This window comes from Methylophilus sp. 'Pure River' (assembly GCF_046765995.1).
In the GTDB taxonomy this organism is placed as follows: Bacteria; Pseudomonadota; Gammaproteobacteria; order Burkholderiales; family Methylophilaceae; genus Methylophilus.
Genome location: NZ_JBKOUE010000009.1, coordinates 1 through 25495, shown reverse-complemented (window position 1 = coordinate 25495; position 25495 = coordinate 1). Strand labels below are relative to the sequence as shown.

Below are 25495 nucleotides of genomic sequence, written 5' to 3'. Positions count from 1 at the left end.
GCGAGATCAGTCCCATTCCATCACGCTGAGTAGCGGAGACAAAATAAGAGTAGAGGGAGCGACTGTTTGAGCACCGCGGCAGCTTGCGTAGTGTGCAAGCTGCTAGGGCGAGTTTCGTGACCGGCTTATGCCTAAGTCCAGCAAAGCAACGGACGAAAGTCCTAGTTTGAGCAACGCAAGGGAGCCGTTAGGCCGTGATGGCTGGGTGCCCTCTTCTTTGCTTACTTTCTGAGGGGCAAGCATCAGAAAGTGACTCGCCTAAAGGCGAAAGGGGCTTTGAATTTATGCTGCACGGTAAATTTGAATCCCTAAAGCCTTCAACCCCGGCAATATCCCCGGTTTACTCACTTTCAACTTCACACTTTGCGCTTTAAATTCCTGCAAAATCAGCTGGCACACATGCTCGCCTAGCGCTTCAACGAGTTTAAAACTGTGCTCTGCTAATGTTTCCCGGATGCGAGCAGCCACTTGCCCGTAATCGATGGTGTCTTCAATTGCATCGGTCTGGCAGGCTTTGCTAAAGTCATAGCCGATTTCAATATCCAGGATGACAGTCTGCGCGACCGCGCGTTCCCAGTCGGGTACGCCGAGTTTGGTTTGCACTTTTACTTGTTCGAGAAAGATAATATCCATCAGCGCTGTTCCTTGTTCTTATTTCCGCATAGGCCGGAATCCAGTATGATTCGGCATCATACAACATCGTGCAGTGGCTGGCATAAGCGGCTGCATTTCAGTGGAATTTAAAGCATGAACGAAATTGGGTTTGATATTGAGGCGCTGGTGTGGGTTGTGGCGGCTTATTTGATTGGGTCGATTGCCTTTGGCATTATTATCAGCAAGCTGTATCGCCTGCCTGACCCGCGTACGGTGGGGAGCGGCAATATTGGTGCGACCAATGTGGCGCGTAGCGGTAAAAAATCTGCGGCGATTCTGACTTTGCTGGGCGACGCGTTTAAAGGCTGGTTACCGACATGGTTGGCATTACAGGCCGGCATGCTCATGGATGTGGTCGCGCTGGTGGGTTTGGCGGTATTTATCGGCCATTTGTACCCGATTTACCATAAGTTTAAAGGCGGTAAAGGGGTTGCTACTGCGCTAGGTGTGATGATTGCATTTTCCGGCTGGCTGGCATTGAGCGTGGTGGCGGTTTGGCTGGCGGTATTTTTAATCAGCCGCATTTCTTCCCTGTCTGCCTTGGTGGCTGCCGTACTGGCCCCTGTGATTGCCTGGCAGTTTTTGTCGCCGTACCCCGTGTATGTGGCGGTTGTTGTCGTGATGACGGCGTTTTTAATTATTCGCCATCAATCCAATATTGAAAAATTGCTGGCAGGCACTGAGACTCGCTTCGGCAAAAAGTGACGGCGGCAAATTAGGCTGGCGCCGCCAGCTCGGATAAATCCCAGCGTGGACGGATGCTGAAGCTGTAATCTTGTTTCACTGCCTGCATGGCGTGCAGGCGCATGGCACCGGCAAACGCAATCATGGCGCCATTGTCAGTGCAAAATTCCAACCGTGGATAGCTGACGCTGATGCCGCGTTTGCTGGCGGCTTCATTCAGCCTGGTGCGCAAACGCTTGTTGGCGCCGACACCACCGGAAACGACCAGTCGATTCAGTTTGGTCTGCTTGAGTGCTTTGAGGCATTTATGCACCAAGATCTCGGTGACAGATTCCTGAAATTCCCAGGCAATATCTTTGACGGTTTCATCGTCCATGTGTGGCTGGTTATTGACCAGCGTGAGCACAGCGGTTTTTAGACCGCTAAAGCTGAAATTCAAATCTTTGCTGTTGAGCATGGGGCGTGGCAGTTGGAAGTGCGATTTGCCCTGGTCTGCCAGTTTGGAGACAGCCGGGCCACCAGGATAGCCTAATCCCAATAATTTGGCGGTTTTATCAAACGCTTCGCCCGCAGCATCATCCAAGGTGTCACCTAATAGCTCGTATTGGCCGATACCGTCTACGCGCATGAGTTGGCTGTGGCCACCCGAAACCAGCAAGGCGACAAACGGGAACGCAGGTGGGTTTTCCTCCAGCATAGGTGCCAGCAAATGACCTTCGAGGTGATGGACGCCTATAGAAGGCACATTCAGTGCCATTGCCAGTGATTGCGCAATGCTGGTGCCGACCAGCAAGGCGCCAGCCAAGCCGGGGCCTTGTGTATAAGCGATGCCTTCGATGTCTTGCAGGGTTTTATCGGCCTCTGCCAGCACCTGTTGCGTGAGTGGTAGCGCGCGGCGGATATGGTCACGCGAGGCGAGCTCCGGCACCACGCCGCCATAGGCGGCATGCATGTCTACTTGTGAGTGCAGGGCGTGCGCCAGCAGGCCGCGGCGCGTGTCATAGAGCGCGACCCCGGTTTCATCACAAGAAGATTCAATGCCTAATACCAACATAAGTGCTTTCTCGCAGACAATATTTTGCGGAAATGATTGATAAATCCAAATAAGCGCGATAGAATACGCGGTTTTCAGTGCTGCATCAATCCGCAAGCACTAAATCGACTAACAAGTTACCAACCATTTTTGAAGGATAGGGATTTACATGACCGCTATTCGTGTGAAAGAGAACGAACCGTTTGACGTTGCAATGCGCCGCTTCAAGCGTTTGATTGAAAAAACCGGTTTGTTGAACGACTTGCGTGCACGCGAGTTCTACGAGAAGCCAACTTGGGAACGTAAACGTAAAGCTGCTGCTGCGGTTAAACGTCAGTACCGTCGTCTGCGCAACCAACAGTTGCCGACAAAACTCTACTAATTTTTAGTGGATGTGAATGGTTAACCACGTGTTGGTTAACCGATGATGCGAAGGTTGTGGATTTCCGCAACCTTTAGCTATTTATACGGCCTACATTTAAGCCCCGTTTATTCAGATAAAGATAATTCTATGAGCCTGAAAGCACAAATCTCCGAAGACATGAAAACCGCCATGCGTGCCAAAGACATGCAAAAGCTGGGTGTGATTCGTTTGTTGCAAGCTGCGATCAAGCAGCGCGAAGTCGATGAGCGTATTGAGCTGGATGATGATGCCGTAATTGCAGCGATTGAGAAAATGCTCAAGCAGCGCCGTGATTCGATTGCTGCGTTTGAAGGCGCTAATCGTCACGACCTGGCAGATCAGGAGAAGTTTGAAGTCACTGTGTTGCAGGCCTACCTGCCAGCACAATTATCTGAGGATGAAATCAACGCCATCATCGCCAAAGTGGTGGCTGAGACTGGCGCTGAGGGCGCTAAAGACATGGGTAAAGTGGTGGGTGCGGTGAAGCCGCTGGTGGCAGGTAAGGCCGATATGGCAAAGGTCTCTGGCCTGATCAAGGCTGCCTTAGGTTAATCAGTCTTTAACCGCATAAACAATGGGGCGCATTTGGCGCCCTTTGTTTTTTAGTGCGCATAAGCGATACTTGCATCTATGATCCCCGAAAGTTTTATTCAAGAGCTGCTGAATCGTGTAGATATTGTCGAAGTCATCGACAAGGCGGTGCCGCTGAAAAAAGCCGGGGCTAATTACTCGGCTTGTTGCCCGTTTCATAACGAAAAATCCCCCAGTTTTACCGTCAGCCCGACCAAGCAGTTTTATCATTGTTTTGGGTGTGGTGCACATGGCTCGGCCTTGAGCTTTTTAATGGAATATAACGGCCTCAGTTTTGTCGAGGCCATACACGACCTGGCCAAGCAGATTGGCATGATCGTGCCACAAGAGCAGCGCGACCCGAATCAACCGGCGCCGCCGTCAAAGGCTGTGCTGTTGAGCTTGCAGGAGACCTTGCAGCAGGCGGCCAATTACTACAAAGCTGAGTTGAAGCAGTCACCGCGCGCCATTGATTACCTGAAAAACCGCGGCTTAAGCGGGCAGGTGGCGGCCAAGTTCCAGGTGGGCTATGCCCCGGCGGGTTGGCAAAACCTGCAAACGGTGTTTCCACAATATGATGCTGAAGCGCTGGAAACAGCTGGGCTAGTGGTGCAGAACGAGCAAGGGCGGCGTTATGACCGCTTTCGTGACCGTATTATTTTCCCTATCCATAACCAAAAAGGCGAAGTGATTGGCTTTGGCGGGCGCGTGATTAATCCCGAAGATACGCCCAAGTATTACAATTCGCCAGAAACGCCGCTGTTTCAAAAAGGCCATGAGTTATATGGCTTGTTTATGGCGCGCCGCGCTATTCGCGATGCAGGCCGCGTGCTGGTGGTGGAAGGGTATATGGACGTGGTGGCACTGGCGCAATATGGCATTGAATATGCCGTGGCTGCACTGGGCACGGCGACGACGCCGTTTCACATTGCCAAATTGATGCGGCAAACCGATGAAATTGTCTTTAGTTTTGATGGCGACAAAGCTGGGCGTACCGCCGCCTGGCGTGCGGTGATGAACGCTTTGCCTGCGATTAAAGATGGCCTCAAGTTGCGCTTTTTATTTTTGCCTGCCGAGCATGACCCCGATAGTTTTGTGCGTGAATTTGGTAAGGAAGCGTTTGAGGCTGAAATGGATAAAGCCATGCCGCTGTCGCAATACATTATTCAGCATTTGAGTGAGCATAACCCGATGGCCTCGCAAGAGGATAAGCTGCAGTTTTTGAATGATGCTGAACCTATCCTCAAGCAGATCCAGGCGCCGCGCTATGCCATGCTGCTGCGTAAAAAAGTGGCCGAGATGACAGGTCTGGCCGGCGGTGAAATGCAGCGCATGCTCAAATTGCCTGATCCGGTTAAAACCAAAGAAAAAGCCGTGCGCCAGCGTTCACGCACGCCATTGTCGCTCTATGTGCGCCTGGCCTTGATGCTGCTCATGCGGCCGCAATGGGCCAAGCCTGAATTGATGGCTGAGATTGTTGGCGAGGGTGATGAGGAGCAGATGCTGCGCGTGGTGGTGAGGGCTGCAATCGCCAAGCCAGAATCGCGGCCAGTTGTTCTGCTGCAAATGATCGCCCCCTATATTTCTGAAGTCTTGCGACACCAATTGCAGCGCGAGTTGTCTTTATTGGACGAAACGCTGGACTTCACGCTTGAATTTGAAGGGGCTTGTACCCAATTATCAGACATGGCGCTCATCGCGCGTGAAAAGTCCCTGTTGGGGCGGCTGACAGAAAAGCCATTTTCTACGCTGTCGGATGCTGAGCGTGAGGCCTTGCGGCAGTTAACCAGCAAGCGCTAGTCGGCACTATTCCCTAAAAACCGTGTGGGCATGCTTAAAAAACGTGCAAAAATCTGGTAAAATAAAGGGTTTCCCGTAATGTTAAATCGAGTGATGTGCCAGCAGTAGTCGCCAGCACTCGGCATCAATCATTTTAGAGGTGGAATCGGCCATGGCCAGACCCAAAGCAGATAAAAGTTTAGACAAAGAACTCGGAATCAACGAAGTCGAAACACACAAAGACCCCGCCACCCAGGCAATGGATGCCGAGGCACGTCGTACCCGCCTGAAAACCTTGATTGTTCTGGGTAAAGAACGTGGTTACCTGACCTACGCCGAAATTAACGACCACCTGCCGGACGATGTGCAAGACTCCGAGCAGATCGAGAGCATTATCGGCATGATCAACGACATGGGTATCCAGGTCTATGAAGAAGCGCCAGATGCCGAAGTGTTGCTGATGTCTGATGCGCCACCTGCAGTGACTGACGAAGATGCAGCAGAAGAAGCCGAGCAAGCCCTGGCCACGGTAGACTCCGAGTTTGGCCGTACGACAGACCCGGTGCGTATGTATATGCGCGAAATGGGTACGGTAGACCTGTTGACACGTGAAGGCGAAATCGAGATCGCCAAGCGTATCGAAGATGGCCTCAAACACATGGTGCAGGCGATTGCTGCCTGTCCAACCACCATCGCCCAGTTGCTGGAGATGGTCGATAAAGTTGAAAAAGACGAGATGAGCGTCGATGAGCTGGTAGACGGTTTGATCGATAGCGACCTCGGCCTCGATGACGCCTTGGCGGTGGCTGACGCTGAAGAAGAGGAAGCGGCTGACGAAGAAGAGGATGAAGACGACGAAGATGGCGATGCCAAAGCATCCGCCTTGTCCGCTGAAGCGCTGGCCAGACTCAAAGACGAAGTCCTGTCCCGCTTTGCTGTTATTCGCGCGGCTAACACGCAAATGAACAGCATCCGCGAAGCCAAGGGCACCAATGATGCAGAATACAAAACCCTGCATCAACAAGTGCTGGACGAACTGACTGCGTTCCGTTTCTCTGCCAAGCAAGTAGAAGCCCTGTGTGACCAGGTGCGTAACATGGTCGAAGAAGTGCGCACGCATGAACGCAAAATCATGGATTTCTGCGTGGATAAAGCCAACATGCCGCGTCAGCAATTCATCAAGAGTTTTGTCGGCAACGAAATCAACCTGGAATGGTTAGATGGCGAACTGGCAGGTAATCCAGCGTACGCAGAGCGTTTAAGCCGTTTCAGACACTCAATTCTCGACCAGCAAGAGCGCCTGCAAAACCTGCAAAACCGTGTGGGCTTGCCAATCAAAGAGCTGCGCGAAATCAACAAACAAATGACCACCGGTGAAGCCCGTGCCCGTCGCGCCAAACGCGAAATGATCGAGGCCAACCTGCGTCTGGTGATTTCCATCGCCAAAAAATACACCAACCGTGGCTTGCAATTCCTCGACCTGATCCAGGAAGGCAACATCGGCCTGATGAAAGCCGTGGACAAGTTCGAATACCGTCGTGGTTACAAGTTTTCTACCTATGCAACATGGTGGATTCGCCAGGCCATCACGCGTTCGATCGCTGACCAGGCACGTACCATCCGTATCCCGGTGCACATGATCGAAACCATCAACAAGATGAACCGTATCAGCCGCCAGATTCTGCAAGAAACCGGCCTCGAACCTGATCCGGCCACCTTGGCTGAAAAAATGGAAATGCCGGAAGAAAAAATCCGCAAAATCCTCAAAATCAGCAAAGAGCCAATCTCAATGGAAACGCCGATTGGTGACGATGAGGACTCCCATTTGGGCGACTTTATCGAAGACAACACCACACTGGCGCCTATGGACGCAGCAGTTTACGCCAGCCTGCGCGACGCTACAAGTGAAGTGCTGGAATCACTGACCCCGCGCGAAGCCAAAGTACTGCGTATGCGCTTTGGTATCGAAATGAACACTGACCACACGCTGGAAGAAGTGGGCAAACAGTTTGATGTCACCCGTGAACGTATCCGTCAGATTGAAGCCAAAGCACTGCGTAAACTGCGCCATCCAACGCGCTCCGAACGCCTGCGCAGCTTCTTAGAAAACGGACAAGATTAGTTTATAATCGAACGCTTTTCGGCCCCTTAGCTCATGCTTGGTTAGAGCAGCGGACTCATAATCCGTTGGTGCTGTGTTCGACTCACAGAGGGGCCACCATTTATAGAGAGACTCAAGGTTAACGCCTTGGGTCTTTTTGTTTTGGGTGCGACTTGTTGATGGCTTCAATTTAGTGCATTGTTAGGAGAAATTCAGAAGAAGCTGATAATGTCAGATAGCCGACATTATTGGTTTTTTAATTCTATCCAAAATCCAATTAACATCTATGTAGAAAGACATAGATTGAAATTCAGGATCAATATTAGGTACCTCTCCCCAAACAATTTGAATAAGGTATTGACCTTCCAATAATGGCAATGTTTAAACTGTCTTATTTCGAACATAACTATATAGGCTGTCGAAATGAATCAATACACAAAACTTGCTGCAGAAAATGGTGGCTCCACCATCAGTTTAGATGTTCAGGGGATGACCTGTGCCTCGTGTGTCGGACGTGTGGAAAAAGCCTTGAAGGCTGTGCCGGGAGTAGTTGATGCAACAGTCAATCTAGCAACAGAACAAGCTACAGTTCGAGGCTCAGTAAATATAGAAAGCTTAATATCTGCCGTCGAGAAGGTTGGATATGATGCCAAGGCCGCCAGGGTAGACGATCAAGCTGAAGAAGCTGCCACTCGCAATAAAGAGGCTGAGCGTGCGCTTCTCCGAAAAGAGTTGCTATTAGCCACGCTACTAGCGATTCCTGTATTTCTAATCGAAATGGGATCTCACATGATCCCTTCAGTACATGAATTAATCATGAATACCATAGGCATGCAAAATAGCTGGTATTTACAATTCGTGCTGACAGCAGTCACGCTAGCAATTCCGGGTAGAAGATTCTTCCAAAAAGGAGTTCCTGCACTATTCCGGTTAGCCCCTGACATGAATTCATTAGTGGCAGTGGGTACGGCAGCCGCACTTGGATATTCTGTTGTGGCAACGTTTGCTTCTGATCTATTGCCTGAAGGTACCGTTAACGTTTACTACGAAGCCGCTGCAGTGATTGTCGTGCTGATACTACTTGGCCGCTTCCTAGAAGCTCGCGCCAAGGGCAGGACATCCGAAGCAATTAAGCGTCTGGCGAAGATGCAAGTCAAAATTGCGCATGTGATTCGTAATGGCAATTCTTTGGATATTCCCATCAATGAAGTGCAGCTACATGATGAACTGGAAGTTCGTCCAGGTGAACGCATACCTGTAGACGGGAAAGTGACTAACGGCAAAAGCTTCGTGGATGAATCCATGATTACTGGCGAACCTATTCCCGTTGAAAAATCTCTCGGTAGTAATGTCGTTGGGGGAACCGTTAATCAAAAAGGTGCCTTCACAATGCAGGCGACAGCCGTAGGTGAGCAAACGATGCTAGCGCAAATCATTCGTATGGTGGAGCAAGCGCAAGGATCTAAGCTCCCCATCCAAGCTGTCGTCGATAAAGTGACAATGTGGTTTGTTCCTGCAGTTATGCTTGCTGCACTCTTAACGTTTTTTGCTTGGATAATTTATGGGCCATCTCCTGCGCTGACTTTCGCTCTGGTAAATGCTGTAGCAGTGTTAATCATAGCCTGCCCATGTGCCATGGGTTTAGCCACACCCACCTCCATTATGGTCGGTACCGGGCGTGGTGCTGAACTGGGGATATTGTTTAGAAAAGGTGAAGCACTGCAGTTATTAAAAGATGCCAAGGTTGTTGCCGTCGACAAGACGGGCACTTTGACAGAAGGCCGCCCTGTGCTGACTGATTTTGAGGTGGCTGAAGGCTTTGATCGCAACAATGTGCTGGCAAAGGCTGCAGCGGTTGAGTCTAAATCCGAACACCCGATAGCTCGCGCAATTGTGTTAGCCGCTACTGAGAGTGGACTTGCTTTGCCGTCTTTAACGGACTTTGAATCTGTGACCGGTATGGGTGTACAAGCGACTGTAGAGGGCTCGATCGTGGAAATCGGTGCAGATCGGTTTATGCGTGCACTTGGGTTAGATGTCAGTGTCTTTTCAGTAGTTGCCGAACGTTTGGGCAAAGAAGGAAAGTCGCCGTTATATGTTGCAATTGATGGTCGCCTGGCTGGCATTATTGCTGTTGCAGACCCCATCAAACTTTCTACACCACCAGCAATTGCTGCCCTTCATCAATTGGGCATTAAAGTAGCGATGATCACCGGAGACAATGCAAAAACCGCAAACGCGATTGCTCAGCTGCTGGGCATTGATGAAGTCGTAGCCGAAGTAATGCCTGAAGGAAAGGTTGAAGCTGTTCGCCGCTTAAAAGCCACTTACGGGAAAATAGCTTTTGTGGGCGATGGTATTAATGATGCGCCAGCGCTCGCGGAAGCTGATGTCGGGTTGGCGATTGGCACAGGTACAGATGTAGCGGTAGAGTCAGCAGACGTAGTATTGATGTCTGGCAACCTGCAGGGAGTGCCGAATGCCATTGCACTATCCAAGGCAACGATAAGTAATATTCATCAAAACTTGTTCTGGGCATTCGCCTATAACACGGCATTGATTCCTGTCGCAGCTGGGGCACTTTACCCAGGTTGGGGAATATTACTCTCACCGATATTTGCGGCAGGTGCGATGGCTTTGTCTAGCGTCTTTGTATTAGCGAATGCTTTACGCCTACGCGGATTCAAACCGCCTTTAGCCGAAGGATCAAGCAATCTGAACTGATAAATATTTGGATAAACTCAAATGACAGATATCTCTTTACCTTGCCATTGTTGGAAGCTTTAAGCTGACTTCACTACCAATTAGTTACTAAGGAGTTCATGATGCAATTTCACATTGAAAATATGACCTGTGGTGGTTGTGCAAGAGGTGTAACGAGGGCGATTCAGGGTGTTGACCCAGATGCAAGCGTTACTACCGATCCCCCAACAAGATCAGTCAAAGTTGAAACAACAGCTTCAGAATCAGAGATCGTTTCAGCCCTGAATGGTGCTGGCTTTCCGCCCGTCAGAGAGTAACAATTACTCGCCTGCTGAGTTAAATCAGCAGGACTTTGTATCAATTGCTTTGGAGGTGTAAGTGCGATGAGCCTATTTAATATCGGGCAAGCTGCAAAAGCATCAGGTATCTCAGCCAAAATGATTCGTCATTATGAGAGCGTTGGCTTGCTGGCAGCTACCTCACGAACCTTCTCCGGATATCGTCAATATTCCGAGAAAGATATTCATACGCTCAGTTTCATTAGACACTCACGCGACCTGGGTTTCTCAATCAAGCAAATTGAGAAGTTGTTGAGTATGTGGCAAGACCCGCATCGACCTAGTAGCAAGGTGAAGGAACTTGCTTCGGCACATGTGGAAGCCTTGAACCAAAAGATACAGAGTTTAATGCTGATAAAATCTGAATTACAAAGGCTCGTTCATTGTTGTCATGGGGATGATCGCCCTGAATGCCCAATACTAGACCAGCTTGCGTTAAATCAAGAAAGTCATGTGTAACGAAGCAAACTACAAATAATTTTATTTTTGAAACGGAATCATTTTTAGTTTAGGTATATCATAAAGCCTATCGTGAGAAAGCTAATTAACATCTTTGCTATTTGGCTCATCGCATTCATCCTGCCAGTGCAAGGTATTGTAGCTGCTACCGTGATGAATTGTGAGAACCTTCAAAGCCAGCAGACCCAAGAAAGTGTAAGTGGCCATTGCCATGAACATGAGGCTGCTGCGGATAGTCACGCTCACAAAAACCAAGACAATTCTAAACATGCCTGCAACCATTGTTCGAAATGCTCTGCTTGCTGTTCAGGATTCACATTTGCTGCATCTGGCGACGATCTAATTCACCAATTGAATATCGCAACTGCAGGAATTGGTTTCGCATCTCCCGATTTCACTAGCTACATACCCTCCGGTCCAGAGCGACCTCCCCGTTTTACCCTCATTTAGTTTGTTCTTGGCTGAAGCCCTTACTGGGCTTTAGTCATCATTCTTATGCGATTGCATGCTAAGTGCATGCGAAAGATTGAATTCTCAATTCGATATTGAGCGTTCTAAATGAGAGGTTTCTATGAAATTCGTCGCCCGTAAGAGAGGCTTATTTGCTTCTCTACATCGATACATTCTATGTCTTGTTATGACATCGACATTGGGTATCGGTATATCTTTTGCGGAGGATAACTCCGCGCCTTATCAGTCTACCTTTGATGATTACCAGGTACTGAACAAAGACTCCCAAACTGACTGGAAGTCTCTTGATTCTTCAATTGCCAATAATGGGCACTCAATGTCCGGCATGCAGCATTCTCATGGACAATCAATGAACCATGAAGCAATGGGTCACACTATGTCTCATGGTGATGCTCATACTTCTAATGCTGCCAACTCTGATATGTCCACAATGGACCATAGCAAGATGTCGGGTATGGATCATAGCCAAATGTCGCACATGGATCACAGCAAGATGGAAGGCATGGACCACTCGACAGTGCATGCTGAAGGTTCGACTCATAAGCATGATCATGGAATGATGAACCACGCTGAGATGGAACACTCAGCTGATACTACTTCAGAGCCCATGCAGATGAGCCATGAAGAGCATCAACACGATCACCCAGCTGCTGAAACTGTGCCTACAGAAGAAAGTCACTCAGGCCACAACCATAACCATTCAGAATTGGCTAAATCACAAGCGGCTGGGGAATCCAATGAGTTCAAGATCATTCCGAATCTGCACCCTGCTGTAGTGCACTTTCCAATTGCTTTAACGATGGCAGCTTTCATTTTTGGATTAGTTGCTCGGCTAACCCGCAAGTCTGAATCATCACATTTAGTGGCTGCAGCCGGGAATTACACATTGATACTCGCTGCCTTGAGCGCAATTGCTGGAGTGGTCTTTGGTTGGCTAGCGTTTAACTCCACCATGAATCACGATGATGCTGGTCATGCGGCCATGTTGTTACATAGGGCCTGGGCAATTCCAACAGCAGTAGGTTTAGTGCTGCTGGCCATCTGGAATTCGGCAAAATCTCGCCTCAGCAACATCATGTCTATCCCAGTATTGGTTTGCTTAGCGGGGTTATCAATGGCCGTTGCTACAACAGCATGGTTAGGTGGCGAAGTGGTTTATCGCCATGGCATTGGTGTTTTATCTTTGCCGGCCTCTGGTGGTCACAATCATCAAGGACATCATGGCGAAGCAAGTGAATCTGACAAGCCTGCTGAAGACAACCATACAAGTCATCAGCATCCACCATCACAAGGAGGCTCACATGAACACTAATATCGGATCATTAAGAGCACGCAGTGCAATCATCATTGCTGCGAGCCTAGTGCTGGGAGGTTGTGCAACCTTCTCAAAAGACGGTGGAATAGGTGAGGTGCAAAAGCAAACTCAACCACATCTCAAACAAGACTTTGAATGGGCTAAGACAGAAGAGTCTGCAAAGTCCCTTCAGGACAAAACAAACGCACTATTGGCACAACCCTTGGATGTTGAGAGCGCTGTACAGGTGGCTTTATATAACAACAAGGGATTGCAGGCTGCATTCTATGAATTGGGCATTTCTGAAGCTGACCTTGTACAGGCTGGCCGCTTACCTAATCCTAGATTCTCAATGCTATATGTACGTAATGCCGGTGAATACAAAATTGAGCAGGCATTCACGTTCAACGTTTTCTCGTTACTTACGATGCCTAAAGCTGTAGAGATCGAGAAAAGGCGTTTTGCCCAAGCACAAGCCTCCACAGCAATTGAAGTTCTGAAACTTGCCTATCAGACAAGGACAGCATATTTCAACGCTGTAGCCGCAACGGAGTTAGTCAAATACAGCGCTCAGGTGAAAGAGTCTGCCGAGGCAGGTGCAGAATTAGCTAAAAGGCTGCATGAGACTGGCAACTGGAATCGTTTAGAGCAATCACGTGAGCAAAGCTTTTATGCAGATGCTGCGCTGGAATATGCCAATGCCAAGAACGCCGAAGTTAAAGCATATGAGGCGCTTGCAAGACAGCTAGGCGTGAAAACCTCGCAGATTAAGATTCAGACACGATTACCAGATCTACCTCAATCACTTTCTGAGTTACAGGCATTCGAACAGAACGCTTACGAACAACGGTTGGATTTACTAGTTAAGCGCTCTGAAATGGACGCATTGGCCAAACAGCTTGGACTGACGAAAGTTACTCGATTCATAGACGTCATTGAATTAGGTCCGGCTCGAGTCCTGGAAGGCAGAAGAAGTGAGCCTTACAAGAAAGGTATCGACATTTCCTTTGAAATCCCGCTGTTCGATTGGGGGCAAGCGAAGGTGCCACGCGCTGAAGCCATTTACATGCAGTCCGTACAGGAAACAGCAAAACTGGCAATCAATGCTCAGTCCGAGATTCGTGAGCGATATAACACTTACCGTACCAAGCATGATGTGACTCGCCATATTCGTGACGAAATTGTGCCATTGCGCAAACGCATCCTGCATGAAGAGCAACTGCGTTACAACGGCATGCTTTCAAGTCCGTTTGAATTGTTTGGTGACGCTAGAGCACAGGTACAAAGCGTTAAGGGGTATATCGAATCATTACGTGACTTCTGGTTAGCTGATGCAGAACTGCAAGCAACATTAGTCGCTAGTCCTCACATGATGGAAGGTCAATAAGATGACAACTATGGATAGAAGAAACTTTTTTAGATATGCCGGGATGGGCGTGGCAGGTGTCGCAGTCAGCGCAGTGAGTAAATCTGCCTTGGCTGCTCTGCCAGAAATCATTAGCGTTGACGCTGCAAGCACTCAACAACCATTGTTTCCTAAAACAGGTCGGCAATACAATCCAGTAGTGACTTTGAACGGTTGGAGTCTGCCGTGGAAAATGAATAATGGTGTGAAGGAATTCCATCTAGTCGCAGAACCTGTTGTCAGGGAAATCGCCCCGGGCATGGTTGCCAATCTTTGGGGCTATAACGGTCAGAGTCCAGGACCGACCATCGAAGTCGTTGAAGGCGATCGCGTGCGTATCTTTGTGACGAACCGATTACCTGAAAGAACGAGTATTCATTGGCACGGACAGCGTTTACCAAATGGAATGGATGGCGTGACCGGATTAAACCAGCCTCCCATTGAGCCGGGTAAAACCTTCGTCTATGAGTTTGAAGCAAAGCGACCAGGTACTTTTATGTACCACCCCCATGCAGATGAGATGCTGCAAATGGCAATGGGCATGATGGGAAGTTGGGTGACTCATCCGAAGAACCCTAGCTTTATGCCGGTAGACCGAGACTTCATCTTCTTATTGAATGCGTTTGATATCGAGCCAGGTAGTTACACCCCCAAAGTAAATACCATGCTGAATTTCAACCTATGGACATGGAACAGTAGAGCTTTCCCAGGTATTGATCCTATTGTAGTAAACAAGAATGATCGGGTAAGGATCAGGGTTGGCAATCTCACTATGACAAATCATCCTATCCATATCCACGGCCATGAGTTCGAAGTGACCGGTACTGATGGTGGTTGGGTTCCTAAAACTGCCCGCTGGCCAGAGGTAACCACAGACGTTGCAGTGGGCCAAATGCGTGCCATAGAATTCAAAGCAGATGAGCTTGGTGACTGGGCATTCCATTGTCATAAAAGTCATCACACCATGAATGCGATGGGGCACGACGTTCCAACGATGATTGGAGTGAAACAAGACGATTTGATGAAGAAAATCACCAATCTCGTACCTGACTATATGCCTATGGGTAAAACCGGAATGTCAGAGATGGCAGAAATGGCCGGAATGCCACTTCCTAAAAATACACTCCCCATGATGGCTGGTATCGGCCCATTTGGAGAATTGGAAATGGGCGGGATGTTTACGACGGTGAAAGTGAGGGAGGGACTCGCACGCAATGACTACAAAGACCCTGGTAATTTCCGTCACCCGTCAGGAACAGTTGCTCACGAAGTAGAGATAGATGCTTCAGACATTAAACGCATGACAGCACCTAATACCTCAAATGTGAAGTTCAAGGCTGTAAAGCCGGTTACTGGACATGAGGGACATTAATGAATGTGGCGAAGCCCTAGAGATAGGGCTTTTCTTTTGTTAATGCATACAACTGCTTAGACTATTAAGCTTTAATCACTCTCAAGCTTGGCGGTTTGCACTCAATGCCAGAAATCTTGCAAATAAGAAGTACATTGCAGGTTGTGCCAGCATTAGCCAGTGTTATCCAGGTGATCCACTCACAGTCATGTTGACCGCTAACTATTCGTTCAAGTAGTCTCAGGATTAAGCCTACTTGCAGACATGTGAGTCGCTTTTCTTTTTCGATTATTTAGTTAGAGCAGATGACTCAAATCAGTTGGCTCTGTTCTACTCTAAGAGAGGCTACCATTTATCAAGAGACTCAAGGTTAACGCCTTGGGTCTTTTTGTTTTGTGTTGAGGTAAACTTACAAGTGATTCAATTAGTAATCGATTAGAAAATTATTATGCAAGCAGTACTCGGCTCGATCATTATTTATGCAAGAGATATGCAGAAGACTGCAATTTTCTATAGTAAATACTTTGGTTTTCAAACCTCAGGTGAAGTGGTTGAGGGCTTGATAGAACTCAATTCTCCGGGTGCTGGAGCACAAATTCTAATACACCAGGCAGCCAAGTCAGTGAAACTTGGGCAGGTTGGAGTTAAGCTTACATTTCATGTTGAGGATGTTGAACAATTCGTACAAACATCCAAAGAGTTCGGTTTGGAGTTTGGCCCGATTCATCAAGCGAATGGTTATAAGTTCACAAATGCGAAGGACCCCGACGATAACTCAATCAGTATTTCCAGTCGTTCATTTAGATAAATCAGATTTTACTTTCCCACTCTACCCGACGACGTGTCGCCTTTCAATGCGCTATATGGCCGAATGGCCAACGTCGGCTTGGTCAGGGCGTCGATTCGCAACTTCAGCTTACACCCAAAATCCCACTCATCCGCAGCCCCGAACCCTGCCCATAGTCACACGTCTTGAGCCATAGCCAAGCAATCACGGGCTGACTGATACCGACGGTAATCCCGGTGGAAATCATCGGCCGTTATGTTGGCTTGGCGTGGGAGTTGGGATTTTTCCAGGCGGGAGTAGTTAAGCGTTATTGCTAGATTCGATTAGCTAGCCTCCTCGCTACCGCCAGATAGTCTACCCTATGTGGATGCTTGCAATATAATTCTGTTTGTTAAGCGCCAAAGAAATGTATTTATGTCTGAGTATATAAATTTAATCATCAGAATATTGTATTGGACAGGGGTTCTTGTAATAGTCAGAGTTATATGGGTTATTTATTTGCTGTTAAAAGTCTTCCCGGTAATTGGATTGTTGTTAGCAAGCTTTCTCGGATGGGTGTTCTTGTTTGAGTAAATAATAGTGCAAAGATATCTGCTCCCCCATTCCAATTGTGCGTGTGCCGTGTTCGGCTTACAAGAGTGGTTTATAAAGAGACTTAAGGTCAACGCTTTAGGTTTTTTGTTTTTGTGGTTCGCAACAGGGAGAGGTTAAATGTCATTCCCGCTATTAAGCTCGCTTTCAGAGAGCAGGCCATGCTCAACCTCTAACCCAATTTCTTCTTCAAGCGCCTGCTCTATGCCTAGGTGATATTTTTTAATTTTTTTCTTGTCTGCATGCGTGTTTGCCTCTTGATCAGAAGGGTTGTTGACGTTGGTTTGTAATTTATCTGCCATCGTGGCTTCCTTTCTATTATTCGCGTTGCAGTAAGATCGTAATCAGTAGCGTACTGTCCGAAAGAGCTTTAACTGTATGGCTGGCACCCGCACTCAAATAAACCAGAGTATTTGCTTTCAGAATTCTGATTTGTCCTGCCAGATTCAATTCAACCTCACCTTCAATACACTGAATAGTGACAGCACCGGCTGCTGTATGCTCTGGTGTGGTTTTGCCTGCGTTTAAAATAAACCTGAAAACCTCAATATGGCTTTCGCGTACTAAGGTTTCCGATTTGGCAGACTCAAATTTGGCGCCATCAGGACTAATGTTGATCACTTCACCTGGCGCGTAGTGTTGAATGCTCATATGGAAACCCTTCTGCTCAATTGTAATTAAACAGTACTTATATGATGGTGCGGCTTCCTATCCAAAAGGCTCAGTGTAACTTGGCTTGCAATGGATAAGGCCCCAATAATGAAGACAACATCCCCAAAGGTTCTTACCCATCTTAGGGTTTGCAATAATGGTTGTTGCATGAACTCCTCACTACGTGCGTACCAGAGGCCTTCGTTAAAGCTGGCTTGGAATTGCATAAAACCAATCGGCAAGAGGCTGGTAAATATCATTAACAATAATCCGATATTGAGCGCCCAAAAGCCTGTTCTCATTAGCTTTTCGTTAAAGATTACGTGCGGGCGGATATATCGTAACACTAGCAGGCAGAAGCCGATAGCAAGGAAGCCATATACACCAAACAGTGCAGCATGAGCGTGTACCGCTGTCGTGTTGAGCCCTTGAATGTAATATAGAGAAATAGGTGGATTGATTAGAAAACCAAATACGCCTGCGCCCAGCATATTCCAGAAAGCTACAGCTGCAAAGCAACATAAAGGCCAACGTAAGTTCTCAAGCCATATTGCTCGTTTATGCAAGTGCCAGTGATGCCACGCTTCATGACTGAGCACAAGTAAAGGAACAACTTCTAGCGCACTGAAACTGGCGCCGATTGCCATAACTGGCGTAGTCGTTCCAGAGAAATAAAGGTGATGGAACGTACCCGGAATGCCACCAACCATAAACAACGATGCTGATGCCAAGCTAGTGATTGTTGCAACAGACCTAGATACCAGGCCAAGTGACATAAAAATGTAGGCCAACGCTGCAGTGGCAAATACCTCGAAAATACCTTCCACCCACAGGTGCACAACCCACCAACGCCAGTATTCCATCACCGAGAGATTGCTATGTTCACCATAGAACAGGCCACTGCCATAAAATAAACCAATCGCAATCACCGAAGCGGTCAATAATGCCAGTAGATTTTTATCGCTATCTTTTGCCTTAAGCGCGGGGATCATGCAGCGAAGCATTAAACCTAGCCACAATAACAGGCCAACAAATAATGCAATCTGCCAGAAACGGCCAAGGTCTATATATTCATAGCCCTGATGCCCAAACCAGAAATTAAATGCAGTTGGTATTAGGTGAGCGATCGCTGAATATTGGCCAAGGAAAGAACCTGTGACCACAATCAGTAAAGCGATAAACAGAATATTCACCCCTAGTTTTTGATATGCAGGATCTTTGCCGCCATTAATGATCGGTGCCAAAAATAATCCAGCGGCCAGAAAGCCGGTGGCGATCCAGAATAAAGCACTCTGGATGTGCCAGGTACGGGTGAGTGAATAGGGAAACCATTGTGATACGTCAACGCCATAAAACTCTTGGCCTTCTACCGTGTAATGTGCAGTAAACCCACCAATAAACACTTGGAATATCAGCAAGGCAACCACAATAAACAGGTATTTTCCTAGGGCTTGCTGCGAGGGTGTTAATGCGAAACTGGTAATAGGATCAAGCTTGCCTGCTTTGGGAGGTACATCATCTTCTTTGCGTAATGCTGTCCAGCCTAAAATTAGCAGCCCTATGCCAGCCAACAAAAATACAATACTGCCCATGGACCAAAGGATATTCTCGCTGCTCGGTTTGTTGGCGATCAAGGGCTCATGAGGCCAGTTATTGGTGTATGTTACCGCTCCCTCGGCACGCTCGGTTGCTGCTGCCCACGATGTCCAGAAAAAGAAATATGCCATCTTTTTCCTGGCCTTCGCATCGGGCAATGTATTGTCTTTCATGGCATATGCGATACGGGTTTTCTTAAGCTCTGGTGCATCAGAAAACAATGCTCCGTAATATGCGGCGGTTTGTTGCACCGCTTTAGCGCGACGTGGTGTCAGTGACAAGATGCCTTGGTCATCCAGTCGATTGCTGCGATATTCTTGCTTGAGCATCTCACGCAGGCCTGCTTGTTTAACAGGATCCAGCATGTCATAACTTGAACTATAGGTTTCCTGAGCTGCTAAATTCAGCCAAGCGATCAATTCACGATGTAACCAATCGGCAGTCCAGTCTGGCGCTTGGTAAGCGCCATGTCCCCATATTGAGCCTATTTGCATTCCACCAATTGATTGCCAGTGTGATTGCCCCGTCAGAATGTCAGCTTCTTTAAATTCAAGTTGATGGTCATTGCTCATCACGCTCTTGGGAATCGGTGGTGCTGAACGATAAACCTCGGCGCCCATATAGCCCAGAATAGTAAATGTAACTATGAGTACTGCAATGAGGATGAGCCAAAGCTTTTTATATATACCCATGAAACGCTCTCTTTCTTATATGGAGGCTGCTGTACAAAATAAATACAATTTGCACAGTGCATTATTAATGTGACCGTGACGATGATGCAAGTCTAGACTATAAAATATGTCCCTCTTTGAGCTTGCGATAGATCAATAAATGGATTCTTAAAAAACAATATTTAGATGTTTGATAGTCCTCCAGCGCTCTCGAATAGCTGGACAGTATCGGGAGCGTAAGGTCGACGAGTCGAGCCTCTGGAAATTACTTATTCGGAGCCCTCAACCCTGCCTATAGTCGCTCGTCTTGAGCTATAGGCAAGTAATCAGGGGCTAGCTGATACGGCGGTAATCCCGGTGGCAATCGTTGGCCATTATGTTGGCTTGTGGTGGAGGTTTGGATTTATCCATACAAAGGGGTTGGCGATAGATAAAGAAAAAGCCCAACACTCGGAGGAATGCCAGGCTTTAATCATCGGTTTCCTCGGGAAAGGATGGATGTTTATTCAATATAAGTACTCGTAATCCAGCTGTCAAAGAAGACCTGACACTCCCATTAATATTAGGAAGAAATCCCATATGCGGTTGGGATCTGATCCTTCATTATTCTGTTCAGGGCATGGTTTGCCACTAGGACCGTTTGAAATGAGGTGACTTATTTTGAGCGGGGTAAAACATTCCCTACCCGCATTCGATAACTTGCATATTGATTCAATGCTAAAAAAGCATCTCTTTTGAGGTGCTTTTTTCTTTTTATTTAGTCCTCGTGCAATCGTGGAGTTTTACGGTCAATCAGATTTAGCAAGCGAACTTGATCGCCTAGCTTACTAATTGGCGGGTATTGATACTGCTAATTCGGATAACAAGCTCAGCGAAGAGGTTTTATATTTGCCGATAAGGTAAATTGAAGTGTCAGGGGGTAGTCATGTCGGTAAACAGTGTTGGTTCTTACAGTGCCTATCAAACTCAAAGTGTCACGAATTGGCAGCAAGTTAAACAAGACGTCAAATCTCTTGATAGTGCGTTGAAGTCCGGAGACTTGCAGACAGCTAAAGATGCTTTCTCAAGGCTTAGCCAGGCTAAGAATATTGGTAGCAATAGCCCCCTCGGCAAGATTGGTGAAGCATTACAAAAAGATGATATTAAATCTGCCTTGCAAGTCATTAACCCAGCTCAAACAAGTTCAACTAACGAGACAACACCCTTAGCGTGGCAGCAGTTGGCCAAGCTAGCCTCCAGCACCGACGCTACAGAAAACGCCGTGTCAGTTAACAACAAGGTGTCTAGCCTTCTTAATTATTTGTCCTCCGGCGATGCCGGGACAGCCTCAATTTCAACAAAATACACACCGGGCATTATTAACCAGGTGTTATCAGAAATTAGTAGCTCCAATAGTGCCAGCACTAAAGTGTCATTGGGAACATCTGCCTCTACTGAAACCACTGAGCTTTATTCTCAATTAGCCCAGCAAATCAAAAATAATCCGCACTTGGGAGCGCTGCTTGTAGAGCGTTTGAAAGCACAGTCGTCTAATGGGGTATTTAGTTATCTATAGAGGTGATAGCGCTACCGGAACTCATTGTGGTATTTAAATAAAGGAGGCCAAGTTACAGTTCACAATTAAGCAATACTTCACTCAGTCTCAAATCTAAAGCATCTGCAATTTTAAGCAGATTCATAAAGGCGACGTTATGCTCGCCACGTTCAATTCCACCGATATAAGACCTATCAATGTTGGCCTTATCTGCGAGTGCCTCTTGTGACAGCTGTCTATCTAGTCTCGCAGCACGAATAGCAGCGCCGAGCTTTACTAGTGCTGGATTACCGGAAAATGATGGAGAAGGTTTAGCCACGCCATTATGGTGAATCCTTGCTGCATTTGGTACCACGGGATATGATACCCATAATTAACATATTAAAAATATGACTCAGACAAAAAGAAAGGAAAAATAATTGAGAACTTTTGCTACAGGCCTAATGGTCGCAGGCCTGATTACTTTAGTTTCAGCGTTCAATATGCTGAACTATCTGGCCGGAAACCTGTTTGATGTCGCATTGTTGGGGGAGCGGAATACCTACCTTGGGATCGGAGCGTTTATCGCGATATTAGGCGCTGTGCTGTTTGCTGCACAACCAAAAGAAAAGGCTGATGATAGACCGTTGCTAGATAAGTATTTTGCTTATTGGGATGCAGGTTTGCATGGTGAAAAAATCATGATTACTGCCGTCTTCCTGGTGTTTCTGTCATTTCTATTCCCCTGGCAGCTCACAGAAAATACAGATCACGCAGCAAGGCTGCAGGTGTCCTATGGAAGCGTGATGCTCATTGCTGTGCTATGGAGTTACCCATTAGCAACAGTCTTGTTAAGACAATCTTTAAAGCCTGCCCGCTATTTGTTGCTCAACATCACTTCAGTTCTCTTGCTCATTGAGCACATGATGATCTACACGTCTCACTTCATTCAATTTCAAGGGGAGGGGTTACATCAGCTATTCAATATCCCCACAGGCGCTGCTCTCTTTTTGTACGCCAACTTTCTTTACTTCAGCGGCATCGTTTTTGATATGCACCAGGAAGGGAAAATTATTTGATTCAAAATATATATATGCAAATTCAATTGATGGCAAACAAGATAACCTTATGGGTTGTGCTCCCGACTTTGCTGCTTACCGGGTGCGGACTTCTTCCCAATAGACCTGCCAAATGGGTACATCCAACAAACGCTCAAGCCAAGATTAAGAGCGATCATTATGAGTGCGTTGATGAGGCATGGCAGCGTTACCCTAAGAAGCCAGGTCTTGTGACAATCAAAGAGGGATATTGGGACGAGGGGAGCTATGCAACCACTAATTGTCGGTACAACAAGTATGGCAACAATACTTACTGTGTCTATACCCCGGCCACAGAACGAGCCTGGGTTAACGCCCAAACTGCTCAAGGCGACGAGAACGGCAAAGACCGTGCGCAATGGTATGGTCAATGCATGACTGCAAAAGACCCCAAATACCAATGCGTAAAAACCTTCTCCGTCCTGGATGGTTCATCGTGCGGACACTATACGGAGTAACTCACTCAAGGACTTAAACCTCATGCCAAATCCACATCGGATTTGGTTTTTTACTTTAAGGAGCCCACTATCGCCAGAAGAAAAAACTACGCATCCATTTTTAACCATGCTAAGAAGTCAGCCGATATCACAGGCAACGGCTTAGCCAAACTGGCCACTGCTCACCAGCCATTTGTCAGCCGCAATAGTCACTTTATGGCTGATCGAATTTCACATGAAATTAATATCGCCATCCTGCTCTACAAGCAACGCAGATACGATGTGCCAAGAGCTAGCCTGCCCATAGACATCAGCAAACTGGTTTGGGATTTGATTTGGGCTTTCGTTGGGCCATTTCTTTATGCGCTGGTGATGATGGTTGTTTATATCGTCGTTTCACTCAGTGTATTTGGGGTGATTTTTTACCTCATCTTCATCCTGTAAACAGCGTTTCAGTACTTCACAACCGTAACCCGTATACCGAAAGGTGTGCGGGTTTTTTATTTTCAGCAAAGGAGACCTATGGTTGAAATCAATAGTTTTAAGCAAGCCTACCAACGTTACCTGGGGAAGAATCTACCACTACCAATCCTGCAAGACATAGCCTTCATGCTCATGAGTGCTTGCCAGGACATCCCGCCCAATGTGAGCACTTATACCGATATCAATCCCGACAATCTAATCTGGCTGTCTGGCCAGTTATCCGCTGAATTTTCTTTTGATGAATACCTTGGAGGCCATGCCTATATCAGTGAGTTGGAGGCGGATTTGTTAGCAATCAAAGGCTATGACTCAGATTGGTTTAATCAACATGGCGAGTGGCCCAATGTGACCGACAAAGCGATGCGATGGGATGTATGCCAGCTACTCAACGATGACTGGGCCGTGTTTGCCTACTGTTGGAACAACGCAGGTGGCAATGTGTTCTATGTCCCACAGTCGCTATGGCGGCAAGCAAAAGTAAGCGAACACTTACAGATCAATTTAGGCTGATTTTAACTGCGGGAAATTCAGTATCTTATATGAAGCGCAATGCATTCAGTGTCTCGTTTCAATCCTCAAAAACCAAGCTAAAAGGAATTACTTTATGAAAGCAAAACGTATCGTCAAAGTAGGCGAATGTCTCAACCTGTCTGCTAAATTCAAACTGACTTACCACATCGGCATTGATGACCAAAACAGCATCATGGTCCGGGTGGCTGAGAATGAAGGAGGAGGGTATTTCAGTCCTGAGTGGGTAAAGTTGGACAGCATTCTGGCTAAGCTGGAATCAGCTAAAAAGCCACTCACCTCATTCTCATTGCATGGCATCTTTGAAGGCAAGTCAGCCAACACACCTGGCTTTATCTTCGCAGTGCTTTATGCCGAAGGGCTGGTAGAGCGAGATATGGATAACCCACGCGTCTATGTCAGTTGTGACCCTAAACCTGTCATTGAAGCAATAGAGCTTCTTATCAAATCCGATACCGATATCAAAGTCGAACACATCCCTGATGGCCGCAAGACCACATCAAAGCCTGCACCCACCAAAAAGCACAATCCCAGCAAGACCTCTCAATAAGCCCCATCACCGCTGTGACGGAGAGTTAGTCCGTCACTCTTGAAATACCCTCCGCCATAATACTAAGCCAGATAAGGCTTCATTTCAGTCTTCTACAAGACTCCCGGTTATACCGATCTTATACCGCCCCACACACCTTCCGTGTCTGTTTTCTCGGCAAGGGCTTTAACCACTATTGGAGACCTAAATGTCTTTTTACACCCTGTACCTCATTGGGCAGCTATATCCAATTCCACTATGGGCAGTTGCCGTTGTCACCCTGATTCTGTTGCTTTGTTACTTCAAATTTAAATAAGGAGATTCATCATGTGTATTGCCAACCAGAACTACATTATCCAAGCCATTGATGCTGTGCTCACCTGGGACATTCCAGACGATGCGGTTGCTTTTGCAGTCGCTGAACAGGCAAAGCTAATGGCCGGGTTTGATTGCGACCAACCATATCTGGATATACAGCAATAAAAACGCTTTATCCCTTTCTTTACTCTTCGCCTCACTAAACCTTCCTGCACATGACACGCATAAAAATCAGCTTAATTGTTGAGGCATCGTCACGTCTGTTGGTTTGGTGGGGCAGAGGGTCTGCCACTTATTTTTTTGAAAGCATCATCATGACTAAAGTCACTGCCACATTGGTACCTGAAGCATTACGCATTGCTATCCCTGCCCAGCAGTTCAAACAACATTTCCCATTCAAGATTGAGCCCGCAATCTACCACCTGGCCAGAATGCTTTGCCCTGGATATCAGGGGGCCTACTGAGACTTCTACACACTCAGCAATAACGGATTTTTCATGGTGCCGGATATTGATGAGCCGGTCAGTATCGTTTGCCAAAATGGCTACGAAGGCCGAATCTCTAAAGAGGCATTTGGCATCATTGTTTGTCTGTATACCTACAGCCATCTGTCCTTTGTGAAGGTCTCTGAACTTGCAGTTATGAGCAGCGAGCATTTCCATGCGCTACGTGACTTTGCATTGCAGCATGCAGAGGCGGCGGCAATTTTAGAAGCGGTAGACTAGCTCCACTTGTCCACTCGACGACCTGACGTATTCGACGCTAACCTAGCTGCCTTATACTATATGGTTTGGCGACGAGTCGTCGGGTGCGCCGAGTAGGTTCGCACATTATTTTAGGGAAAATATGCCGATTATTTACGATAGTGAATGGGGTGGAGATCGAGTTCTATTGAATCCACTCTTAACGATTGAAGAAGCCGTGATGGTCTTGTTAAACAAGTCCCCGGAAGAGTACCCGTTTATCATTCTTTGAATCGCCACTAACTTTGTAGACACTGTTCAGCCGATTGATTGAACTGCTTTTCAAAGTCTATCGGAGATAGCAAG

General features: G+C 47.2%; 27 protein-coding genes, 1 tRNA gene and 1 pseudogene. 22 read left to right on the top strand and 7 right to left on the bottom strand.

The features are described from left to right. Positions 1-282: 282 nt before the first annotated feature. Positions 283-633: a dihydroneopterin aldolase gene (folB, locus tag ACIDE9_RS11400; protein WP_411994911.1), complete on the bottom strand. Its 351-nt coding sequence runs from the start codon at positions 631-633 to the stop codon at positions 283-285. A gap of 114 nt (positions 634-747) precedes the next feature. Between folB and plsY the strand changes: the two genes are divergently transcribed. After that, entirely contained in the window at positions 748-1359 is a 612-nt protein-coding gene (plsY, locus tag ACIDE9_RS11395) for a glycerol-3-phosphate 1-O-acyltransferase PlsY (RefSeq protein WP_411994910.1), read from the top strand. Between the two features lie 10 nt (positions 1360-1369). Here the strand turns inward: plsY and tsaD are convergent, their stop codons facing one another. Next, a complete protein-coding gene (tsaD, locus tag ACIDE9_RS11390; RefSeq protein WP_411994909.1) occupies positions 1370-2392 on the bottom strand; it encodes a tRNA (adenosine(37)-N6)-threonylcarbamoyltransferase complex transferase subunit TsaD in 1023 nt (340 codons plus the stop codon). A 148-nt stretch (positions 2393-2540) separates the two neighbouring features. On the opposite strand from tsaD, the gene rpsU reads away from it, so the two are divergent. From rpsU to cueR, 8 genes are all read left to right on the top strand, one after another. Beyond that, a complete protein-coding gene (gene rpsU, locus ACIDE9_RS11385) occupies positions 2541-2753 on the top strand; it encodes a 30S ribosomal protein S21 (RefSeq protein ID WP_018987466.1) in 213 nt (70 codons plus the stop codon). A gap of 129 nt (positions 2754-2882) precedes the next feature. Next, positions 2883-3326 (top strand): GatB/YqeY domain-containing protein, encoded by a 444-nt coding sequence (locus ACIDE9_RS11380; RefSeq protein WP_411994908.1) that lies wholly within the window; start codon positions 2883-2885, stop codon positions 3324-3326. 78 nt (positions 3327-3404) lie between these two features. Continuing rightward, on the top strand, positions 3405-5144 hold the full coding sequence (dnaG, locus tag ACIDE9_RS11375; RefSeq protein ID WP_411994907.1) for a DNA primase: 1740 nt from the start codon (positions 3405-3407) through the stop codon (positions 5142-5144). A 151-nt stretch (positions 5145-5295) separates the two neighbouring features. Further along, positions 5296-7245, top strand: coding sequence for an RNA polymerase sigma factor RpoD (rpoD, locus tag ACIDE9_RS11370; RefSeq protein WP_411994906.1), 1950 nt, complete (start codon positions 5296-5298; stop codon positions 7243-7245). Positions 7246-7265: 20 nt separating this feature from the next. Next, positions 7266-7344, top strand: a tRNA-Ile gene (locus tag ACIDE9_RS11365). A gap of 303 nt (positions 7345-7647) precedes the next feature. Next, positions 7648-9948, top strand: coding sequence for a heavy metal translocating P-type ATPase (locus ACIDE9_RS11360; protein ID WP_411994905.1), 2301 nt, complete (start codon positions 7648-7650; stop codon positions 9946-9948). 101 nt (positions 9949-10049) lie between these two features. Continuing rightward, positions 10050-10244: a heavy-metal-associated domain-containing protein gene (locus ACIDE9_RS11355; protein WP_411995001.1), complete on the top strand. Its 195-nt coding sequence runs from the start codon at positions 10050-10052 to the stop codon at positions 10242-10244. A 66-nt stretch (positions 10245-10310) separates the two neighbouring features. Further along, positions 10311-10724, top strand: a complete 414-nt coding sequence (gene cueR, locus ACIDE9_RS11350; protein ID WP_411994904.1) for a Cu(I)-responsive transcriptional regulator — start codon at positions 10311-10313, stop codon at positions 10722-10724. 81 nt (positions 10725-10805) lie between these two features. Here the strand turns inward: cueR and ACIDE9_RS11345 are convergent, their stop codons facing one another. Next, positions 10806-10994, bottom strand: a complete 189-nt coding sequence (locus ACIDE9_RS11345) for a hypothetical protein (RefSeq protein WP_411994903.1) — start codon at positions 10992-10994, stop codon at positions 10806-10808. Positions 10995-11295: 301 nt separating this feature from the next. Between ACIDE9_RS11345 and ACIDE9_RS11340 the strand changes: the two genes are divergently transcribed. The 4 genes from ACIDE9_RS11340 (at position 11296) to ACIDE9_RS11325 (ending at position 16053) form a co-directional block, all read left to right on the top strand. Then, positions 11296-12507 carry a DUF2231 domain-containing protein gene (locus ACIDE9_RS11340; RefSeq protein WP_411994902.1) on the top strand — a complete coding sequence of 404 codons (1212 nt, stop codon included), beginning with the start codon at positions 11296-11298 and terminating at the stop codon, positions 12505-12507. Continuing rightward, positions 12497-13876: a TolC family protein gene (locus ACIDE9_RS11335; RefSeq protein ID WP_411994901.1), complete on the top strand. Its 1380-nt coding sequence runs from the start codon at positions 12497-12499 to the stop codon at positions 13874-13876. The genes ACIDE9_RS11340 and ACIDE9_RS11335 overlap by 11 nt, the downstream gene beginning before the upstream one ends. Before the next feature lie 10 nt (positions 13877-13886). After that, positions 13887-15266, top strand: a complete 1380-nt coding sequence (locus ACIDE9_RS11330) for a multicopper oxidase family protein (RefSeq protein WP_411994900.1) — start codon at positions 13887-13889, stop codon at positions 15264-15266. A 427-nt stretch (positions 15267-15693) separates the two neighbouring features. Continuing rightward, positions 15694-16053: a VOC family protein gene (locus tag ACIDE9_RS11325; protein WP_411994899.1), complete on the top strand. Its 360-nt coding sequence runs from the start codon at positions 15694-15696 to the stop codon at positions 16051-16053. 686 nt (positions 16054-16739) lie between these two features. Here the strand turns inward: ACIDE9_RS11325 and ACIDE9_RS11320 are convergent. From ACIDE9_RS11320 to ACIDE9_RS11310, 3 genes are read right to left on the bottom strand one after another with little or no spacing between them, the layout of a single operon-like run. Then, positions 16740-16925, bottom strand: coding sequence for a hypothetical protein (locus tag ACIDE9_RS11320; protein ID WP_411994898.1), 186 nt, complete (start codon positions 16923-16925; stop codon positions 16740-16742). Positions 16926-16941: 16 nt separating this feature from the next. Then, complete coding sequence (locus ACIDE9_RS11315; protein ID WP_411994896.1) at positions 16942-17274, bottom strand: cupin domain-containing protein; 333 nt, start codon at positions 17272-17274, stop codon at positions 16942-16944. A gap of 26 nt (positions 17275-17300) precedes the next feature. Then, positions 17301-19562, bottom strand: a complete 2262-nt coding sequence (locus ACIDE9_RS11310) for a nitric-oxide reductase large subunit (RefSeq protein WP_411994894.1) — start codon at positions 19560-19562, stop codon at positions 17301-17303. A 904-nt stretch (positions 19563-20466) separates the two neighbouring features. Here ACIDE9_RS11310 and ACIDE9_RS11305 point away from each other — a divergent pair. Beyond that, positions 20467-21096, top strand: a complete 630-nt coding sequence (locus ACIDE9_RS11305; protein WP_411994893.1) for a hypothetical protein — start codon at positions 20467-20469, stop codon at positions 21094-21096. A 52-nt stretch (positions 21097-21148) separates the two neighbouring features. On the opposite strand, the gene ACIDE9_RS11300 is transcribed toward ACIDE9_RS11305, so the two are convergent. Continuing rightward, entirely contained in the window at positions 21149-21394 is a 246-nt protein-coding gene (locus tag ACIDE9_RS11300) for a helix-turn-helix domain-containing protein (protein ID WP_411994891.1), read from the bottom strand. 100 nt (positions 21395-21494) lie between these two features. Here ACIDE9_RS11300 and ACIDE9_RS11295 point away from each other — a divergent pair, with 100 nt between their 5' ends. From ACIDE9_RS11295 to ACIDE9_RS11260, 8 genes and pseudogenes are all read left to right on the top strand, one after another. Then, positions 21495-22133: a hypothetical protein gene (locus tag ACIDE9_RS11295; RefSeq protein ID WP_411994889.1), complete on the top strand. Its 639-nt coding sequence runs from the start codon at positions 21495-21497 to the stop codon at positions 22131-22133. Between the two features lie 14 nt (positions 22134-22147). Continuing rightward, entirely contained in the window at positions 22148-22609 is a 462-nt protein-coding gene (locus ACIDE9_RS11290; RefSeq protein WP_411994887.1) for a hypothetical protein, read from the top strand. 195 nt (positions 22610-22804) lie between these two features. Further along, the gene (locus ACIDE9_RS11285; RefSeq protein ID WP_411994886.1) at positions 22805-23032 is read left to right on the top strand and encodes a hypothetical protein; all 228 of its coding nucleotides are present in this window, start codon (positions 22805-22807) and stop codon (positions 23030-23032) included. Positions 23033-23110: 78 nt separating this feature from the next. Next, positions 23111-23581, top strand: a complete 471-nt coding sequence (locus ACIDE9_RS11280) for a hypothetical protein (RefSeq protein ID WP_411994884.1) — start codon at positions 23111-23113, stop codon at positions 23579-23581. Between the two features lie 94 nt (positions 23582-23675). After that, a complete protein-coding gene (locus ACIDE9_RS11275) occupies positions 23676-24149 on the top strand; it encodes a hypothetical protein (protein ID WP_411994882.1) in 474 nt (157 codons plus the stop codon). 306 nt (positions 24150-24455) lie between these two features. Beyond that, complete coding sequence (locus ACIDE9_RS11270) at positions 24456-24611, top strand: hypothetical protein (protein WP_411994881.1); 156 nt, start codon at positions 24456-24458, stop codon at positions 24609-24611. 149 nt (positions 24612-24760) lie between these two features. After that, on the top strand, positions 24761-24910 hold the full coding sequence (locus ACIDE9_RS11265; protein WP_411994879.1) for a hypothetical protein: 150 nt from the start codon (positions 24761-24763) through the stop codon (positions 24908-24910). A gap of 12 nt (positions 24911-24922) precedes the next feature. After that, positions 24923-25171, top strand: a pseudogene (locus ACIDE9_RS11260) (antirestriction protein); the annotation flags it as partial. Between the last annotated feature and the right edge of the window lie 324 nt (positions 25172-25495).

Coding starts and splice junctions, on each gene's coding strand:
- ACIDE9_RS11320 (WP_411994898.1), bottom strand. CDS start 16,925: ATGGCAGATAAATTACAAACCAACGTCAACAACCCTTCTGATCAAGAG.
- ACIDE9_RS11265 (WP_411994879.1), top strand. CDS start 24,761: ATGACTAAAGTCACTGCCACATTGGTACCTGAAGCATTACGCATTGCT.
- ACIDE9_RS11280 (WP_411994884.1), top strand. CDS start 23,111: ATGGTTGAAATCAATAGTTTTAAGCAAGCCTACCAACGTTACCTGGGG.
- ACIDE9_RS11305 (WP_411994893.1), top strand. CDS start 20,467: ATGTCGGTAAACAGTGTTGGTTCTTACAGTGCCTATCAAACTCAAAGT.
- ACIDE9_RS11380 (WP_411994908.1), top strand. CDS start 2,883: ATGAGCCTGAAAGCACAAATCTCCGAAGACATGAAAACCGCCATGCGT.
- ACIDE9_RS11285 (WP_411994886.1), top strand. CDS start 22,805: ATGGCTGATCGAATTTCACATGAAATTAATATCGCCATCCTGCTCTAC.
- plsY (WP_411994910.1), top strand. CDS start 748: ATGAACGAAATTGGGTTTGATATTGAGGCGCTGGTGTGGGTTGTGGCG.
- ACIDE9_RS11355 (WP_411995001.1), top strand. CDS start 10,050: ATGCAATTTCACATTGAAAATATGACCTGTGGTGGTTGTGCAAGAGGT.
- tsaD (WP_411994909.1), bottom strand. CDS start 2,392: ATGTTGGTATTAGGCATTGAATCTTCTTGTGATGAAACCGGGGTCGCG.
- rpoD (WP_411994906.1), top strand. CDS start 5,296: ATGGCCAGACCCAAAGCAGATAAAAGTTTAGACAAAGAACTCGGAATC.
- ACIDE9_RS11315 (WP_411994896.1), bottom strand. CDS start 17,274: ATGAGCATTCAACACTACGCGCCAGGTGAAGTGATCAACATTAGTCCT.
- folB (WP_411994911.1), bottom strand. CDS start 633: ATGGATATTATCTTTCTCGAACAAGTAAAAGTGCAAACCAAACTCGGC.
- ACIDE9_RS11345 (WP_411994903.1), bottom strand. CDS start 10,994: ATGTTTAGAATTGTCTTGGTTTTTGTGAGCGTGACTATCCGCAGCAGC.
- cueR (WP_411994904.1), top strand. CDS start 10,311: ATGAGCCTATTTAATATCGGGCAAGCTGCAAAAGCATCAGGTATCTCA.
- dnaG (WP_411994907.1), top strand. CDS start 3,405: ATGATCCCCGAAAGTTTTATTCAAGAGCTGCTGAATCGTGTAGATATT.
- ACIDE9_RS11330 (WP_411994900.1), top strand. CDS start 13,887: ATGGATAGAAGAAACTTTTTTAGATATGCCGGGATGGGCGTGGCAGGT.
- rpsU (WP_018987466.1), top strand. CDS start 2,541: ATGACCGCTATTCGTGTGAAAGAGAACGAACCGTTTGACGTTGCAATG.
- ACIDE9_RS11335 (WP_411994901.1), top strand. CDS start 12,497: ATGAACACTAATATCGGATCATTAAGAGCACGCAGTGCAATCATCATT.
- ACIDE9_RS11310 (WP_411994894.1), bottom strand. CDS start 19,562: ATGGGTATATATAAAAAGCTTTGGCTCATCCTCATTGCAGTACTCATA.
- ACIDE9_RS11325 (WP_411994899.1), top strand. CDS start 15,694: ATGCAAGCAGTACTCGGCTCGATCATTATTTATGCAAGAGATATGCAG.
- ACIDE9_RS11360 (WP_411994905.1), top strand. CDS start 7,648: ATGAATCAATACACAAAACTTGCTGCAGAAAATGGTGGCTCCACCATC.
- ACIDE9_RS11290 (WP_411994887.1), top strand. CDS start 22,148: ATGCAAATTCAATTGATGGCAAACAAGATAACCTTATGGGTTGTGCTC.
- ACIDE9_RS11275 (WP_411994882.1), top strand. CDS start 23,676: ATGAAAGCAAAACGTATCGTCAAAGTAGGCGAATGTCTCAACCTGTCT.
- ACIDE9_RS11270 (WP_411994881.1), top strand. CDS start 24,456: ATGTGTATTGCCAACCAGAACTACATTATCCAAGCCATTGATGCTGTG.
- ACIDE9_RS11340 (WP_411994902.1), top strand. CDS start 11,296: ATGAAATTCGTCGCCCGTAAGAGAGGCTTATTTGCTTCTCTACATCGA.